This window comes from Limnothrix redekei LRLZ20PSL1 (assembly GCF_043235035.1).
GTDB lineage: Bacteria > Cyanobacteriota > Cyanobacteriia > CACIAM-69d > CACIAM-69d > CACIAM-69d.
This window is the reverse complement of record NZ_JAZAQF010000094.1, coordinates 35,996-51,133: the sequence shown is the minus strand read 5'-3', so window position 1 is coordinate 51,133 and position 15,138 is coordinate 35,996. Positions and strand designations below refer to the sequence as shown.

The 15,138-nt window shown below is 54.8% G+C and carries 13 protein-coding genes and 2 tRNA genes; 6 read left to right on the top strand and 9 right to left on the bottom strand.

The features are described from left to right. Positions 1 to 102 precede the first annotated feature (102 nt). Both psbV and accD read right to left on the bottom strand, forming a co-directional pair. The gene (psbV, locus tag VPK24_RS18105; protein WP_393015494.1) at positions 103 to 600 is read right to left on the bottom strand and encodes a photosystem II cytochrome c-550; all 498 of its coding nucleotides are present in this window, start codon (positions 598 to 600) and stop codon (positions 103 to 105) included. A 711-nt stretch (positions 601 to 1,311) separates the two neighbouring features. Then, positions 1,312 to 2,298, bottom strand: a complete 987-nt coding sequence (accD, locus tag VPK24_RS18100; protein ID WP_393015493.1) for an acetyl-CoA carboxylase, carboxyltransferase subunit beta — start codon at positions 2,296 to 2,298, stop codon at positions 1,312 to 1,314. 1,107 nt (positions 2,299 to 3,405) lie between these two features. On the opposite strand from accD, the gene VPK24_RS18095 reads away from it, so the two are divergent. Further along, positions 3,406 to 4,530 (top strand): squalene/phytoene synthase family protein, encoded by a 1,125-nt coding sequence (locus tag VPK24_RS18095; RefSeq protein ID WP_393015491.1) that lies wholly within the window; start codon positions 3,406 to 3,408, stop codon positions 4,528 to 4,530. 7 nt (positions 4,531 to 4,537) lie between these two features. Here VPK24_RS18095 and VPK24_RS18090 read toward each other — a convergent pair whose 3' ends face one another. The 7 genes from VPK24_RS18090 to VPK24_RS18060 all read right to left on the bottom strand — a co-directional run bounded on the left by VPK24_RS18090 (position 4,538) and on the right by VPK24_RS18060 (position 10,442). Next, the gene (locus VPK24_RS18090) at positions 4,538 to 5,386 is read right to left on the bottom strand and encodes a prepilin peptidase (protein WP_393015488.1); all 849 of its coding nucleotides are present in this window, start codon (positions 5,384 to 5,386) and stop codon (positions 4,538 to 4,540) included. After that, positions 5,386 to 5,658 carry a hypothetical protein gene (locus VPK24_RS18085; protein ID WP_099534496.1) on the bottom strand — a complete coding sequence of 91 codons (273 nt, stop codon included), beginning with the start codon at positions 5,656 to 5,658 and terminating at the stop codon, positions 5,386 to 5,388. Before VPK24_RS18085 ends, VPK24_RS18090 begins: the two co-directional genes overlap by 1 nt. Positions 5,659 to 5,894: 236 nt before the next feature. Then, positions 5,895 to 6,320, bottom strand: a complete 426-nt coding sequence (locus VPK24_RS18080) for a YkgJ family cysteine cluster protein (protein ID WP_393015486.1) — start codon at positions 6,318 to 6,320, stop codon at positions 5,895 to 5,897. A 410-nt stretch (positions 6,321 to 6,730) separates the two neighbouring features. Then, positions 6,731 to 6,802: transfer RNA gene (locus tag VPK24_RS18075), tRNA-Gln, on the bottom strand. Between the two features lie 147 nt (positions 6,803 to 6,949). Then, positions 6,950 to 8,374, bottom strand: a complete 1,425-nt coding sequence (locus VPK24_RS18070) for an MFS transporter (RefSeq protein ID WP_393015484.1) — start codon at positions 8,372 to 8,374, stop codon at positions 6,950 to 6,952. Positions 8,375 to 8,418: 44 nt separating this feature from the next. Continuing rightward, the gene (gene aroH, locus VPK24_RS18065) at positions 8,419 to 8,829 is read right to left on the bottom strand and encodes a chorismate mutase (RefSeq protein ID WP_099534499.1); all 411 of its coding nucleotides are present in this window, start codon (positions 8,827 to 8,829) and stop codon (positions 8,419 to 8,421) included. Between the two features lie 302 nt (positions 8,830 to 9,131). Next, positions 9,132 to 10,442, bottom strand: coding sequence for a peptidylprolyl isomerase (locus VPK24_RS18060; protein WP_393015482.1), 1,311 nt, complete (start codon positions 10,440 to 10,442; stop codon positions 9,132 to 9,134). Positions 10,443 to 10,803: 361 nt separating this feature from the next. On the opposite strand from VPK24_RS18060, the gene VPK24_RS18055 reads away from it, so the two are divergent. The 5 genes from VPK24_RS18055 (at position 10,804) to VPK24_RS18035 (ending at position 15,039) form a co-directional block, all read left to right on the top strand. Next, on the top strand, positions 10,804 to 11,262 hold the full coding sequence (locus VPK24_RS18055; protein ID WP_393015480.1) for a PPC domain-containing protein: 459 nt from the start codon (positions 10,804 to 10,806) through the stop codon (positions 11,260 to 11,262). A 107-nt stretch (positions 11,263 to 11,369) separates the two neighbouring features. Then, a tRNA-Phe gene (locus tag VPK24_RS18050) sits at positions 11,370 to 11,442 on the top strand. Between the two features lie 561 nt (positions 11,443 to 12,003). Then, positions 12,004 to 12,891 (top strand): ribonuclease HI, encoded by an 888-nt coding sequence (gene rnhA / locus VPK24_RS18045; RefSeq protein WP_393015558.1) that lies wholly within the window; start codon positions 12,004 to 12,006, stop codon positions 12,889 to 12,891. Between the two features lie 193 nt (positions 12,892 to 13,084). Further along, the gene (gene queG, locus VPK24_RS18040) at positions 13,085 to 14,290 is read left to right on the top strand and encodes a tRNA epoxyqueuosine(34) reductase QueG (protein ID WP_393015478.1); all 1,206 of its coding nucleotides are present in this window, start codon (positions 13,085 to 13,087) and stop codon (positions 14,288 to 14,290) included. Beyond that, positions 14,287 to 15,039: an HAD-IA family hydrolase gene (locus VPK24_RS18035; RefSeq protein WP_099534503.1), complete on the top strand. Its 753-nt coding sequence runs from the start codon at positions 14,287 to 14,289 to the stop codon at positions 15,037 to 15,039. The genes queG and VPK24_RS18035 overlap by 4 nt, the downstream gene beginning before the upstream one ends. Positions 15,040 to 15,138: the final 99 nt, after the last annotated feature.

Genomic DNA, 15,138 nt, shown 5'->3' with positions numbered 1-15,138 from the left:
ATGGGGCAACTGAATCAAACAACCATCCAGGGAACCCTGAGGGCATCGCTACCGGGCATCATCTACCCTGTTGCTCGATCGCCCTCCCTATTCACTCATCCATCAAGTCGAATAACGAGTCTTACCAGCGCCCCAACGGGAACCAATCACCTTGGGCTGGCTCAGAATATGACCAGCGATCGCTTCCAATTCCTCATCGGTCAGGTTCCGCATCTCTGGGAAAATGTCAGAACTGCGGGTGCTGGGGTGCAGTTCATAAATTTCCGTTTCACCGTCGTAGGTGGTCGGATTCTTCATGTAGTCCACCAGGCCAGCGATGTGATCGCGGCTAGGAATGGCACCTGCCAAGGACGGAGGCGACAGATCCAGATCGGGGCTGGTCTTGGTCACACCGCCCGCATGGCACTGGGCACAAGTGTCATTAAACAGTTTCTTGCCCAGAGCCACTTGCTCCAGGGTCAAGGTGACGGTATCACCCTTTTCGTTGACCTTGACCGTGCGCAGTTCCGGCTTCATTTCCGCCGCGCTTACGGGGCTAACGGCCAGTTGGAAGGCAAAAAACGCCACCGCTACAACTAGCAAAACAACCTTTTTCAGCATGGTTCTTTCTAGACTTGAGTCTCTTGATCTCGATCAAAGTCAGGCCGATGTTATAGCCGGCTAGATTGTCGCTCGGATCGCGCGATCGCCCCCGCTGCGGCACTCTAACCACAATTCACATCCTCCCCATGCTAAAGCAACGGGGATTCCCGATCTAGGCAGCCAGCTAAAACGGCTGCGTTGATCGGTGTTTTGACCCCAAAGCCTTCTCCACTGCCCAGTGACGGGAGCGGGGGTGGCCCCGGTGTCTCTTCAAAGTGTCCGAGTCTCACCCAGCGATCGCCGGGTAATGATAACGGTTGCCTTTGGCCGGCAAAGCCCTAAACGATAAATGTTTTGGAGAAAAAATGCGGTAGCCAAAAGTTGATTTTAATCTTACCGGATTGAGGGCAAAGCCCCCGCCTTTCAGGCTCCGGGAGATGGCAAGTTATCAACTCAAGCCGCATCGGTGGGCATGACTTTTTGAGATCGGGGGCTGAATAACCGTTGGGGGTCAAGGCTTTCAGCCCATGGCCCTAGTCTCGCTTTGGGGGCGGGATGATCCCCCGCCGAGCCTGGATTCCGAAACCATCGTTCGGAAACATATCGCAACCTCGGGTTGCAATCTCGGGTTGCAATCTTGGATCACAATCTTGGATCGCAATCTTGAAGATGGCTGCTGGAGTGAATCGAATTGAGCGAATCGAATCACTGATAGCTGGTTACGAGGATTTAGGGCTGGGCTGCGATCGAGCCAGGGGCGATCGAACGTTCCACATGCAACCCATCCCGTTGACCATCCAGCATCCCCTCATCCCGCCGCCGGGCCCCATTGGTGGGAGCCGTGGACACTGCCCGTCGGGAAGCGTGATGCAACCGAACCAAGCGGGCCAACGTAGACTTCAGTTGGGTTCGCGGCACGATCGCATCCACAAACCCGTTTTGTTGCAAATATTCCGCCGTTTGGAAATTATCCGGGAGCTTTTCGCGCAGGGTTTGTTCAATGACCCGCCGACCTGCAAACCCGATCAACGCTTTGGGTTCTGCAATGATGATGTCGCCGAGCATGGCGAAACTGGCCGTCACGCCGCCCGTGGTGGGATGGGTCAGCACAGGGATGTAGAGACAGCCGGCCTCGCGATGCTGCTCCAGGGCCCCGGAAATTTTGGCCATCTGCATCAAACTCAGCATTCCTTCCTGCATTCGGGCCCCCCCGGATGCGCAGACAATCACCATGGCCCGGCGTTCAGCGGTGGCCCGTTCGATCGCCCGAGTTAGCTTTTCGCCCACCACGGATCCCATGCTGCCGCCCATGAACCGAAAGTCCATCACTCCCAGGGCGATCGGCTGGCCTTCCAAATCACCCAAGCCCGTTTGCACCGCATCAATGAGGCCGGACTTGGTTTGGGCCTCCACAATTCGATCGCTGTAGGACTTGCGATCGAAAAAGCCCAAAGGATCCACCGGGCGCACATCCCGATCCAACGCCACCCAAGTGCCCGGGTCAATTAATTGCTGGATCCGCTCATCGCTATAGACCCGCATATGATGCCCACAATCCAGACAAACCATCTGATTTGCCTGAAGGTCTTTCGTGTAGGCGAGAACGCCGCAGGCTTCACACTTCGTCCAGAGACCATCGGCGATTTCTCGCTCTTGGCCTGAATGTCCAGCCGGATCGCTCTTACGACGATTTGCAAACCAATCAAACAACGACATGGGTTCAATACTCTCCGGGTAGATTCCCCGCCCCTCGGGGCGTTACAATACTCTTGCGGACACCAGAAACGGCTGCGTCAAAGGCACTGGTAACGGTCGATTGGGGGTGTTGTAAACCATCCCAGAGGCTCGGCGGATTCGTTCCAACAGGGCTATCAAAATGCGTTGCTGCTTTCGGCCGGCGCAGTTTACCTGCTTCCAGATGCGCCCTTACCAGCAGCGGGTGATCGCTGCCCTAGTTTCCCACGCTCTGGCCCAGAACCCAAAATTCTTCCTTTAGCCATAATGCGCTTGGATTTGCTGATCGCCCTGTTGTGCAGTCCAGGGTCATGATCCAGCGACTCTTTCCGTGATTAGGTGCAATCAGCACAATTTTGCAAGGATCGGGATCGGTGCGATCTTGCGATCACTCATTGTATTTGGCGCGATGTATTTGGCGCGATCCGCGATCACTCATCGTATTTATCGTATTCATTCGGTTTTATCGGTTTTGGGTCAGCCTAAGGCTGGCATCGGACTCAGCAGCCTCAATGTGTTCTCAAGACAACCTTGATTCAGCATGATAGTCCCTTGATTGAGTCGAGTCATCAGCCAGCGCGCACTCGATCGGCGATCGGGTCAGTTAACGGTGGCAGTTGTTCTGAACTTGCGCCCCGTTGACCTGTGCCTTTTTTTTAGGGGCTTCCGTGTTGCCGCCCGGGTTGCGCATACCAAAGGCTGACACTTGGGGGCACTTGCTCCGAGAATTTGCGGAGACAACCAATTGGGCGACGGGATACCTTAAGAGATTTCTCCCTGAATTGATGTAGTAGAAAATACAAGTGTTTTAAAGATTGAGAATAATCACTAATTCATGGCCTGAAAAAAGAATTTCATGCCTGAAAACAAGCGCTTTAAATTTCAATCCTGGCTAGATTTGGCTGATGTTCTCAATTCCTGAGATTAGGGGGTGTCACACAGCAATAAAGTCTGACCATTTCTTGCTAAAACAAAGGGCGATCGCCCCTGACGGCTAAGACTTCCTTAGAAATTGGTGGTATTTGTTCATCTACCAGAACAAGGGGCTAAAGTTCTAATAGAGTGCGTCAGGGATTTCACGGGTGCATCATGAACGGATCGGCTGTGGCCAAGCTGGTCGAATCGTCGCAATACTGCGCGATTGCTGATGATTCTCTTAAGGATGAAGATAACGCTGCTTGGGTCTTAGGACTCGAGTCAGATGTGCAACGGGAATGGATTGAACGGATTGGTTGGATTCGTAAGGTCGATCGATTGGCGGAGGCAGAACTTGTCTGTAAAGAAAATCACACATCTACGGAGCAGCCTAGTTTTCTCGCGTTCTATCGCTCTTGGAAGCGTTTGCTGAGTCATGGCCCGGCGGCCGTGGTCACAGAAGATGCCAGTTTGCTGATGACAATGCAACAGCGCTGGTTTCACGCGGAGGCAAGTCTGAGCGATCGCTTATCTGTGCAGTCGTGGGATCGGTATCTGGATGCAATCTTGACCTACCACACGGACAATCTACGGATTGAAACGTTGGCTGATTATGAAACGATGCTGGAGACGTTGGCGGGTTCCTTTTTCCAGATTCTGCCGTTTTTGAGTCCGTCCCAGTGGGAGGCGGCCTATCACTTTGGAGCAGTCGATCAGTTCTATAACAACCTGCGCGACATCGATGAGGATGCGCGCCAAGGGATCTGCTACTTTCCCCAGGAGGTGTTGGATCGGTTTGGGGTTGATCGGGCGGCGGTTTTGGATCGATCGTGCATCGGCACGCCGGACTATCACGACATGATGGTTTTTTGGGTGGATGATTATTTGCCGCAGTTACGCCGACGGGCGTTCAAGCTGGTTTTGGCGCGGGATTTACACCCATCCTGGGTGATTTTGCGCAACTGGTGTCTGCATCGCTATGCCCGTATTGAGCGGGTGCTGCGGGAGTGCGATTTTGATTTTGTGCAATTCCAAGTCCTTTACTGGCAAGCGGTTCGCGAGGATTTGGATCAATGGCAGGAGCGATCGTTCATCACCACTGCGACGGCCATTTCACCCACCTTGCAGCGATCGGCCCAGGCGGTTCAGGTGGCTGCTTTTTTAAAAACGAGTCCGCTAATGGTGCGGACTGCCCAGCGGCTGGTGCAATGCCTCTGTGAGATGCAAGGAACGTTACTGAATTTAGCTTGGGGAAACTATTGGCCATCGTCAGTGGAGGAGGTGGCGGCCAGGCCATGAGTCAGGCCTAGTGCACCCAAAATTGCCAGTAGGCTGTGATGATTTCTGGGCCCCACAGCATGGCGATTAGGCTGCCCAGAGCCAAAAATGGGCCGAAGGGCAAGACCCGATCGCGCCGTAGCCAACCCAGGCCAATTGCGCCCAAACCGGCTACTGCCCCGATTGCGCAGGCCAAAAAACTCGCCAGCAACAGCAATTTCCAGCCCAACCAAACCCCCAGCATGGCCGCCAGCTTCACATCTCCGGCCCCCATGGCCGTGCGTCCCCAAATCAAGCTGCCCAGGGTGGCGATCGCTTGAAACAGCCACAGACCAAGCGCCATGGCCAACAGGGCATCCAGTAGTCCGGCCGCCGCGCCGCTGCCCTGGCCCGCGTCAATCGCTCCGAAAGCGGTTCTGAATCCCAATCCCAACAACAGGCCCGATTGGGTGAGCGAGTTGGGCAGGGTGAGGGTGTCCCAATCAATGAGCGCCAGGGCCAACAGCCAGCTCACGAAGATCCATCCCCCCAAAATCATGCTCAAGCCCCAAGGACTGAACACTAACTCCGGTTCGGCGGCGCTAATTCGCAGGGCGATCGTGGCAAACAATAGCCCGGTGGTCGCCTCCACCAAGGGATAGCGCGGAGCGATCGGGGCTGCGCAATAGCGACAACGGCCCCGCAACCACAGCCAGCCCAAAACCGGCACATTGTCGTGGGGGGCCAGCCGGTGCAAACATTTGGGGCAACGGGAGGGCGGGTGCAGCAGCGACAGGCCAGCGGGGAGGCGATAAACCACCACATTCAAGAAGCTTCCGACGGAAACTCCCAGGGCGATCGCCACCACCGCCAGCGCCAATTGCTCGGGGGTGAACATCAGGACGAGCGGCCCACCGGTTGTTGTTGAACCAAGGCTTCCACCACTTCCGGCGCATGTTGAGCCAGCCGACTCCCAGCCCGAGCCATTTCCGCTACCCGATCGAGATGCTGAACCTGCTCAGAATACTCACTCAAGCTAAAGCTATTGAGCTGCATCAGCAGTTGGTAAGCATCGCCAATCCAGTGCAAACAAGTCGCCTGCTCGTTGCTGAGGGGTTGATCCTGCACGATTTGGCGAATCCAGTCGGGTAAAGCGTTAGGGTCAGACATGGAACTCAGGAAACTGAAAGAACCAATCCTCAATTTAATCCGAATGCAGCCCTCTGCGCGATTGGGATCTCACTCATTGCGCATTTTGTTGCATTGCATTTTGTTGCGTTGGTTGTTGCGTTGGTTGTTGCGTTGGTTGTTGCCTGGTTTGTGGCATTGAGTGTTCGGCTGGCTTAATTCCGTTGGCTTAATTCCGTTGGTTGAATTCTGCTGGTTGAATTCTGCTGGTCAAATGCCTATTGATATTGATCGAATCCAGACGGATCCAATCTCGACGGATCCAATGGCTCGGGGGTTGCTGGGGCGTTGGTGCTGAGGCCCACGGCGCGATCGAACCGATGCATTTCCAAACTCAGATCGCCATAGACTCCGCTGATTTGATCACGGCAGCACTCGATCGCAAAGTCGTTCAACTCCGCTGGCTCAATCTCAAACATCCGCTGAAAGGTTTCGACTTGCACCCGACAGAACCAGGGGCGATCGTCATAGATCGTGCATTCTCGGTTCAATTGGTCATAATTCATGCACCAACCATCGGGCCCCACCATGCTCAGATAGAGCAATAAATCCTCGGGTTCTAAATAGCTTTCCAGGTCGGGGCGTTCGTTCGGATCGAGATGACAGCAGGCTCCACAGCCTTTGATACATTGCCAGGTTGCCACCTCAGTTGTCCTCGTCAGTAGGGTTGATGGATTGTGCAAAATTGACCACCGATGACTTGCTTTTTCCCGTGCTGGAGTTCGCCGGGGGCCTTGCCAATTAAGTTTCCGATTCGGTTTCTCAATTCGGTTTCTAAACTCAGTTTCTAAACTCGGTTGCCAAATTGATTTCTCAATCATGCCTCGATCGGGTCTCGATCGCGCCTCAGTGATTGATATCTCAATTCCTAAGTGGGTTTCTAAGTTTACGTCTGGGTGTAGGCCCGCATAAATGACCAAGGGCATGAATTACCAAGACACTATTTTTGATCTTGATTACTCTTGATTTTATAGTTTGCTTTTTTATTTTTTCTTTTCTATTGACTTGCCTGGCTGAAGCGCAGTCAACAAGCTTTCTTTAACTAATTTTCTAACTGGGGCGCTAGGATTCGAACCTAGGAATGGCGGGACCAAAACCCGCTGCCTTACCGCTTGGCGACGCCCCATTGCCCGAAGGCTTGAGTATAGTAACAACAACTTCCGAGAAGGGTCAAGGGGTTTTCTGAATTTTTTTGAATTTTTTTGAACCGGGTTCGCAAGGCCGAGGAACAGGGGCGATCGCCCCGGGGGATGGATCCTTGCCTAGCACTTCCCTAGTCCTGACTGGCCTGTTGATGGGCACGTTTGCGCTCTGCCAGCTTCAGCAAAATTTCCGCGTGGATGTCGCGGGTAATGGGGTAGAAATACGCCAAAATCAAGCCGCCAATCAGGGCTGCCGTGGGCAAGGGGCCGATCGCCAGCCGAATTGCCAACAGGGCTGAGGCCGGTTGGTTGGCCGGCGTGCCTCCGGCGGCTGTGGGCACATAACCAGCCACTTCCAGCGCAATCCCCACCAGCCAAAGCGCCAGAGCCAACCCCAACTTTTGCAAGAAGACCATGAAGGCATAGAACACACCTTCCCGACGTTGCCCAGTGGTTAGCTCATCCAGCTCAATCACATCCGGTAGCATCGACCAAGGGACTAGATAAGCCGTGGAGACCCCAACGCCAGCCATCACGGCCAACAGGTACAGCAAGCCAGTTTGCCCCGGTTGCAGCAACAACAAACCTGCTTGGGCAATGATCCAAAGACTCATGCCCGCGAAATAGACCCCCCGTTTGCCCCAACGGCGGCTGAGGTTACTCCACACAAACAACATGGCAAAGGCGGTGAGCTGCACCCCGATCGCGACCATGAAGAAATCTGCCTGCTGTAGCCCCATGTAGCTCACAACGAAGTAGGGCAGGATGGAGGCGGTGAGTTGAACAGCCAGCCAGGAACAGAGATAGATCCCAATGACGTAGAGGAAGGGGCGATTTTGAAAGACGATCGCCAGTTGTTGTTTCAGGCCCAAGCTGGGGGCGGTTTCGTTGCGTTCGGCGCAGCGGCGCTCGGCGGCCATGCCATACCGAAATGTGCCCACGACGCACCAGAGAATGGGCAACACAGAAAACAGGGTGCAAATGGCTGCTAACCAAACGTATTGCCAAACGGGGTCGGGAATTTGATCGGCAACGACCTTGCCCAAAATCAGCGAGAGGAGACTGCCCCCGATCGAGAAGGCAAACCGGAAGCTGTTGAGGCTGGTGCGTTCGTCATAATCATCCGTTAGCTCAGCGGTGAGGGCTGTGTAGGGTAAGTTCACCGCCGTATAGGCAATATTGAACAGCAGCCCCAAGACCACGTAGTAGCCATAGAGCAGCCAGGTATTGCCCGGCGGCACAAGCCACTGCAAGAAAAAGAAAATGCCGAAGGGAATCGCTCCCCAGAGCATCCAGGAATATCGACGACCCCAACGGGAGCGGGTGCGATCGCTCATTACGCCGATGATCGGGTCGTTGATGGCATCGCCAATTTTGCTCACCATCAGCACCGAGCCAGCTAACCCGGCGGGCAACCCGGCCACATCGGTTAAAAATGCCAACTGCAAAAAGACAAGCAGGTTGGCGGTGATGGCGGGGCCTGCGTCGCCGGCCCCATAGGCCAGCTTGGCCGGGAAGGTTAACTGATCGGGAATAGAAGCACGCTCAGCAGTCACAGATCTCAGTCTCAAAACTGCCGCTAGCTTAACTCCTGAAAGAATTAGGAGTTAACGATCAGTTCCTTTTGGCGCACTTCTTGGGCTGAAACCCAATCGGGGCGTAGGTGCTTGGCTCCTCGGAGGTAGGGATGATGAATCCGGGCGATCGGGTCAGGGGTGTTGAAATGCACGAGCAGTCGAATGCATTGGGGCAAACTGCCATCCACATGCATTTGCTGCACATCCATCAGGGGCACGTTTTGCCAGTTGGGTCGCTCGCGGGCAATCTTGGCGGGAAACACGGCATCCAGGTCACGGGTCACCGAAAAGGTGACACTCACCACCTCATCCATCTCCAGACGATTGTGGGTTTCCAAAGCGTCGAGTAGCTCATGAACCGCCTCCCGAATGGCTTCAATGGTGTTTTCGGTTGCGGTAGTTGCTCCTCGAATGGCCCGGACTCGCCAACCCACGTTCCTGTCCTCCCGATCGAATATGAGGGTGAATGTCACGATTGGGCTTGGCCTGTCGTGGCGATCGCCCAAGCATCAGTCACTCGTGACTGATTAGTGACTGATTAATAGCTAGTTATAGCTCAGTTGGGGTTGCATCTCTACTGTGCAGAATCAAGCCGAGAAACAACACCTAAAACCGCCTGAAAATCGACTGCGAGGCCGGGCTAGGGCAATGCTACACGCTTTGCGATTCGCCAGATGTGCTTGAAAATGCTGACCCCAAGCCTGAGCTAGATGGCGTTTTTTGAGCCGGAGGAAACCTATAGGCGCATGACCGCATCACTGGCGCTGACGACCACAAGAGCCGATCGCACCAAATCGGGAGTGGCTCCGGTGATGGTGGCCAAGGTCTGACCCGTGGGCAATTGCAGCACCGTGGAGCCTCCCTGACTTTGCAGCGTCAGTTGCTCCAAGCTCACGGAACCGACAATGCCGACTCGATCGCCCTGAGCCGCACTGAAATCCACCACCAAATCCGCCGCCGCCCGAATCCCGATCGCCGTATCAGTGCGCAGCAGGAACGTATCGGCCCCCACGCCGCCGGTCAAGGTATCAGCCCCAAAGTCACCGCAAAGGACATCATTGCCATCGCCTCCCAGCAGCACATCATCGCCTTGGCCGCCGCGCACAAAATCATCACCCGCACCGCCATTGACCGTATCGTTGCCCTGATTACCGTTGAGGAAGTCGTTGCCCCCGTCACCGTTGATCAAGTCATTACCATCAATGCCGCGCAGATAATCATCTCCGTCGCCACCGAAGAGCGAATCATTGCCCGCATCACCCCAGACAATATCCGCCGCACTGGAGCCGGTGATTACGTCATCGCCCCCCAACCCCCGCACGCCGCTGGGGGTAGTTTGGCTTTGGGCCGCCGTCAGGGTCACGGTCTCTGCCGCTTCTGTGAGGAAGGTGAATTGGCGGGGCAGGTCAGCCCGGTTCAGAAAATTGTGCGCAGTATTCAAGCGGGTCGCATCCGTCAGCACCACTGAAGTCCGCCCCGGCAAAACTCCATCCACCACTTTGGCCGCCGTGATGCGATCGCCCGCTTGGATCGCATCCACTGCCGAAAACCCTTGGGTCACCTGGCCAAAGGTGGCGTAATTACCATCCAAAAACGGCAATTCCTTCAGGGCAATGTAGAACTGCGACGAGCCGGAATCGGGCGATTGGGCCCTGGCCATGGCCAGGGTTCCTTGCTTGTGGGGCAAGGCCACCGGCTGAGTGGTGGTTTGGCTATAGATCGGTTCCGCTGCGCCCTGAACTTTGATTTCAAGGGGAATGCTGCGGGCTTGGTTGGTGTCTGGGTCAATGAACCCGCCCGTTCCCAAGCTGCTGAGCGGCACGTTGGGATCTTTGCTCGCCGGATCTCCCGCTTGCACCACAAAGGGATCGGGCGATCGCACCACGCGGTGAAACGAAATGCCGTCATAAAATCCCCGCTCCACCAAGTCCACAAAATTACCGGCTGTGACGGGAGCATTGGCCCCATCGATCGCCATTTCGACGGACTGACCGTTCACCAGCATGATTACGGTGGCGGAACCATTTAAACGAGCCGCAGGAGCCATATTCGCAAAATCGGTTGGGTTGCTTCAAAACCAAAATATCAGGCAAGTCCAGACCCTGGGTTTTCAGCCAATCAAAAATTCAACCGCCAAGGGTTCCGAACCGGGAACGTTTGGGCAAGGTTTTGGTAACCTCTCCAAGGTTTTTGGCCGTTCAGAAATCACTGGAACTGTTTGGGCTGATTTTCCGGAACTGGGGACTGGCCGCCGTTAGATCGGTGACGTAATCGAACTAGCCAGAGTTTCGGAGTCGGGCGATCGCTCAGTTTAATCCGGGGATTCAGGGCGATCGGGTTTAGCCCGGAACTGGGATTCTCAATTGGACTGGCTATAATCGGAGCGATGCCCTTGGGACGGTGATTTCATGCTTTTTTGGTCTTTTTTACGGCGGCGTGGCGTAGTGGGAGTGATGGGCGCGATCGCCCTGGTCATGGCCGGCAGTGGCGGGGCGATCGCCCAAACCAGCCCGACCTATCAACCGGGCACGATTTCCAGCAGCAGCGAGTTGAACGACACCCTATCCACCAAGGACATCCCCACCGGCCAAGGAGGATTTGCCCGGGACTATAAAATCTCGCTCACGGCAGGCGATCGGGTTGAAATCACCGCCAGCTCCGACAGCTTCGACACCGTTCTGATGCTCATTGCTGATGACGGTTCCAGCATTGCCGAGAATGACGACGGCCCCGACAGCGGCACAAACTCCCTGATTTTCACCAGCATTCAGAACACAGGCGAGTATGTTGTGCGGGTTCAAACCTTTGGCAAAGCCGTTGGCGGCCCCTTCAAGCTCAAGGTCACCCGCCTGCAGCCGATCCAATAGGCGTTAGAAAGCTGGTTCTTCCAAAAAAATTAGCGAATCCCTTGCCAATCCTGATCAAGTTTGCTAATTTATTTAGGCGCTGAAAACAGCAGCGCCTAAAAACCCTAGCCGGGATAGCTCAGCCGGTAGAGCAGAGGACTGAAAATCCTCGTGTCGGCGGTTCAAGTCCGCCTCCTGGCATCGCTGCAAGACCAAAAACTATTCTCACAGATCATTCAATCTTGGGTATTATCTTTCGATCCCCGTTGTCTCTTCAACGACTAAAATACGGGTAGGGTAATAGCCCTGAGCAGGTAACGGGGTCAGCGGTTGATCACAGCCTAACAGCCAAGAATGAGCGGCAACTGAGTGAAAGACTAAGTGGTCTGTTGATGCTAAACGTCGCGGCTGTTGAACTGGGTGTGAGCAATTGTCTCCCCACTTGTCGCTAAATCTTGAATAGATTGAGAGCTAAAGGCTGATCGGGTGATCAAAAGGCTTTTGGCAGAATGTGCATTGGCAAAACGTGCATTTTGAAAACGTATATTCTAGAATCCCCCTGCTGCTTCTCGATCGACCGAGATCTATCAACACCCAATCAAGAATGCGACTAGATTGAGCGCTTTAGGCTCAGCAAGGTCTAGTAGGGATATTTAGAAAAACCAAAACCATTAGAATTTCTAGCCAACAAAGTCATAAAAATATAACAATTGATTGCCAACGGCCCCACCACTAACAATGACATCCTCTTCCATCGCCTCCATGCCCCCATCGTCAATCAACTCACATCAGATTTCGCGTATCTATACTGACGGGGCTTGTTCCGGTAATCCAGGGCCCGGCGGTTGGGGCGTTTTAGTGCGATTTTCAAACAGCTCTTGCCATGAACTGGGTGGAGGCACTTCCAACACAACTAATAATCGGATGGAAATGCAAGCTGCCATTGAAGCGCTGCAATTCTGGCATCAATACGGTCAAGGCGAATCAATCACTTTGCTAACGGATAGTCAGTACGTTATTAAAGGAATTACAGAATGGGTGCGAAATTGGCGACGAAAAGGCTGGAAAACTGCCAGCGGACAACCGGTGCTCAACCGAGATCTTTGGGAGCGTCTGGATGCTTTGAACAACCCCGCTGTGCGTTGGGAATACGTGCGCGGCCACTCGGGCGAGGCGGGAAATGAGCGATGTGATGAAATTGCCCGCGTTTTTGCGGCCGGCCGATCGCCTAAATTAGATCAATTGAAGCTAGAGATTTTTGATCGCTCGGAGTTTTCGGAATCGGAGCCTGCGAGTAAATCTCATCTCGATGCTTCAGACACAACTACAGTCTCGATAGCAGCTATACCTGAAACCATGTCTGAACCTGTTTTGGATCAACTGGCGATCGCGCCAACGGATGCCGATCTGCGCGATGTGCGTGTAGGCCAATTGCGTAACTTGATCGAAACCCTACGCATTGCGGATGAGGTCGCCGATCGAGGATATCTGATTGCCAGCTCGGAATTGGCTGATTTGATGGACGTTAACGCCAGTGCCGTGACCAGTCGGGGTGAAAACTGGGTCTGGCGGAACTGGATTGTGACTCGCGTGCGACGTGAAGGCAACCAAATCCTGTGGCAACTGGAACGGATCCTCGAAGATGACTAAACGAGGTGCTTGGCTAGTTCAAGTCTAAGGACGCTGGGGCGCTGATCCGCTTTAGCATCCTCAACCCGAGTAACCAAACACATCTCGTTTGCAGTAACCGCACCGCCCTCCATGACGATCCCTCGCAGTCTTTTGCACCAATCGTTCATGACCGGCTCTCAACTACTCTGCCGTGTCTTGTGAGCCAATCGCGATGGACACAACCGCATTGGAGTATGACCCTGCTGTGGGCGGGTCTTCCCCAGTGGCGATCGCTCGCCGAAACACATACCAAGTGAAAACGAAAGCTCTCGCCCTGGGGTTTCATCAGGTGGGAATAGCAGCTATAAGCTCAGAGTACCCACCCTTACCATCGGCCGTATCAGCCCTCCAACGCTGGCTCGATCGCGGGTTTGCCGCCGAAATGAAATGGATGGCGGCTCCCAAGCGATTTGATGCGCGAGAATTTATGCCCGAGGCGCGATCGGTCATTTGCGTTGCCCTGAATTACTACAGCCCTGAACAGCGGCCCCTTGAACAACGGCCCCTCGAACAGCGGCCCTCGAACCTATCCTTTTCCCAAGCTGAGTCAGCGATCGAGCCTGCCCAAGCTCAGCCCCAACTTGACCAGCCCCAATTTGGCAAGATTGCCCGCTATGCTTGGGGACGGGATTACCACCGAGTTTTGGAAACCCGCCTGAAGGCCCTGGCTCAGTGGTTAGTGACGTTGGATCCCCGAGCACAGAGCCGCTGGGCCGTGGACAGCAGCCCGGTGCAGGACAAGGCCTGGGCCCAGGAGGCGGGTTTGGGGTGGATTGGCAAAAATGGCAATTTAATTACGCGCCAGTATGGTTCCTGGGTGTTTTTGGGGGAGCTGTTCACCACGCTGGAATTATTGCCCGATCGCCCGCATACCAGCCATTGCGGCACTTGTACCCGTTGTCTGGAGGCTTGCCCCACGGGGGCGATTCCCGAGCCGTTTGTGGTGGATGCTAACCGCTGCATTGCCTACCACACGATCGAGAACCGTGCGGAGACCCTGCCTTCGGAAATTGCCGAGAACCTTCAGGGTTGGGTTGCGGGCTGCGACATTTGTCAGGATGTCTGCCCCTGGAATCAACGATTTGCCCAGCCGACGGATATTGAAGACTTTCGACCTCGATCGGGGGTGGTGGCTCCGCGCTTGGATCAGCTTGCTCAACTCAGTGATGAGGTTTGGGATCAAGCCTTTCGAGGATCCGCTTTACGACGCATTAAGCCTGCGATGTGGCGACGAAATGCCCGTGCTAGTCTGAAATCAGACTCGGATGTTTCGTTGCAAGCTTCGTCGTTGTCCCCGCCCCGATCGGTTGATCTCCCTCCCGATCGCCCCATTGATCCTTCCATCGATCCCCAACTGGATTCTGAGCCTCATCCTTGAACGCCCATCACGTGCTTGCGTCTACGGCGGCGGCCGGCGGGCCGCAGTCTTTGCCCACCAGTGCTGCATTGGTTGACCCTCAGCACTTGCGGTTAATTTTGTTCGACTTTGATGGCACGTTGGCAGACTCCTTTCAGGCGGTGGTTGAAATTCTCGATCGCCTCTCGGGACGCTTTGGCTATCCTCGCCTGACCCCGGAACGAATTGCCCGACTGCGGGATTGCGATTCCCGCATGGTGCTGCAAAACAGCAATGTGCCCCCTTGGCAGCGCCCTTGGCTGATCTATTGTCTGAAACGGGAACTCCAGGCCGATTTGCATCGCCTCCAGCCCATTCAGGGCATTGAGGACGTGTTGCGAGAACTGCGATCGGCGGGCTACCGGCTGGGGATTGTGACTTCCAACCAGCGATCGACCGTCGATCGCTTCCTCACCCTGATGGGCTGGCGGCACTATTTCACCTGGATTGATGCCAGTTTGCGCCTGTTCAGCAAGGATCGCGCCATCTCGCGGGTGCGGCGGCAGGCCGGCCTTCAGCGCGAAGCCGTTGCCTACGTGGGCGACGAAACAAGGGATGTGGAAGCGGCCCGCCGATCGGGCGTGGTCAGCCTTTCCGTGGCTTGGGGGTTTAATTCTGAACGAGCGTTGCGCAACAGCCAGCCGGATATGCTGTTTCAGCATCCTCAGGAGCTGTTAACTTGGGTGCGATCGACCGCTGCGGCCTCGGAAAAATCCCAAACTCATGCCTAAACGAGCTGGGTGAATGCAGCATTAATTCCCGGGGCGATCGGGCATGAATGCATAGGTTTAATCAACGGTCAAATAACGGTGAATTAAGCAGAGATTAAT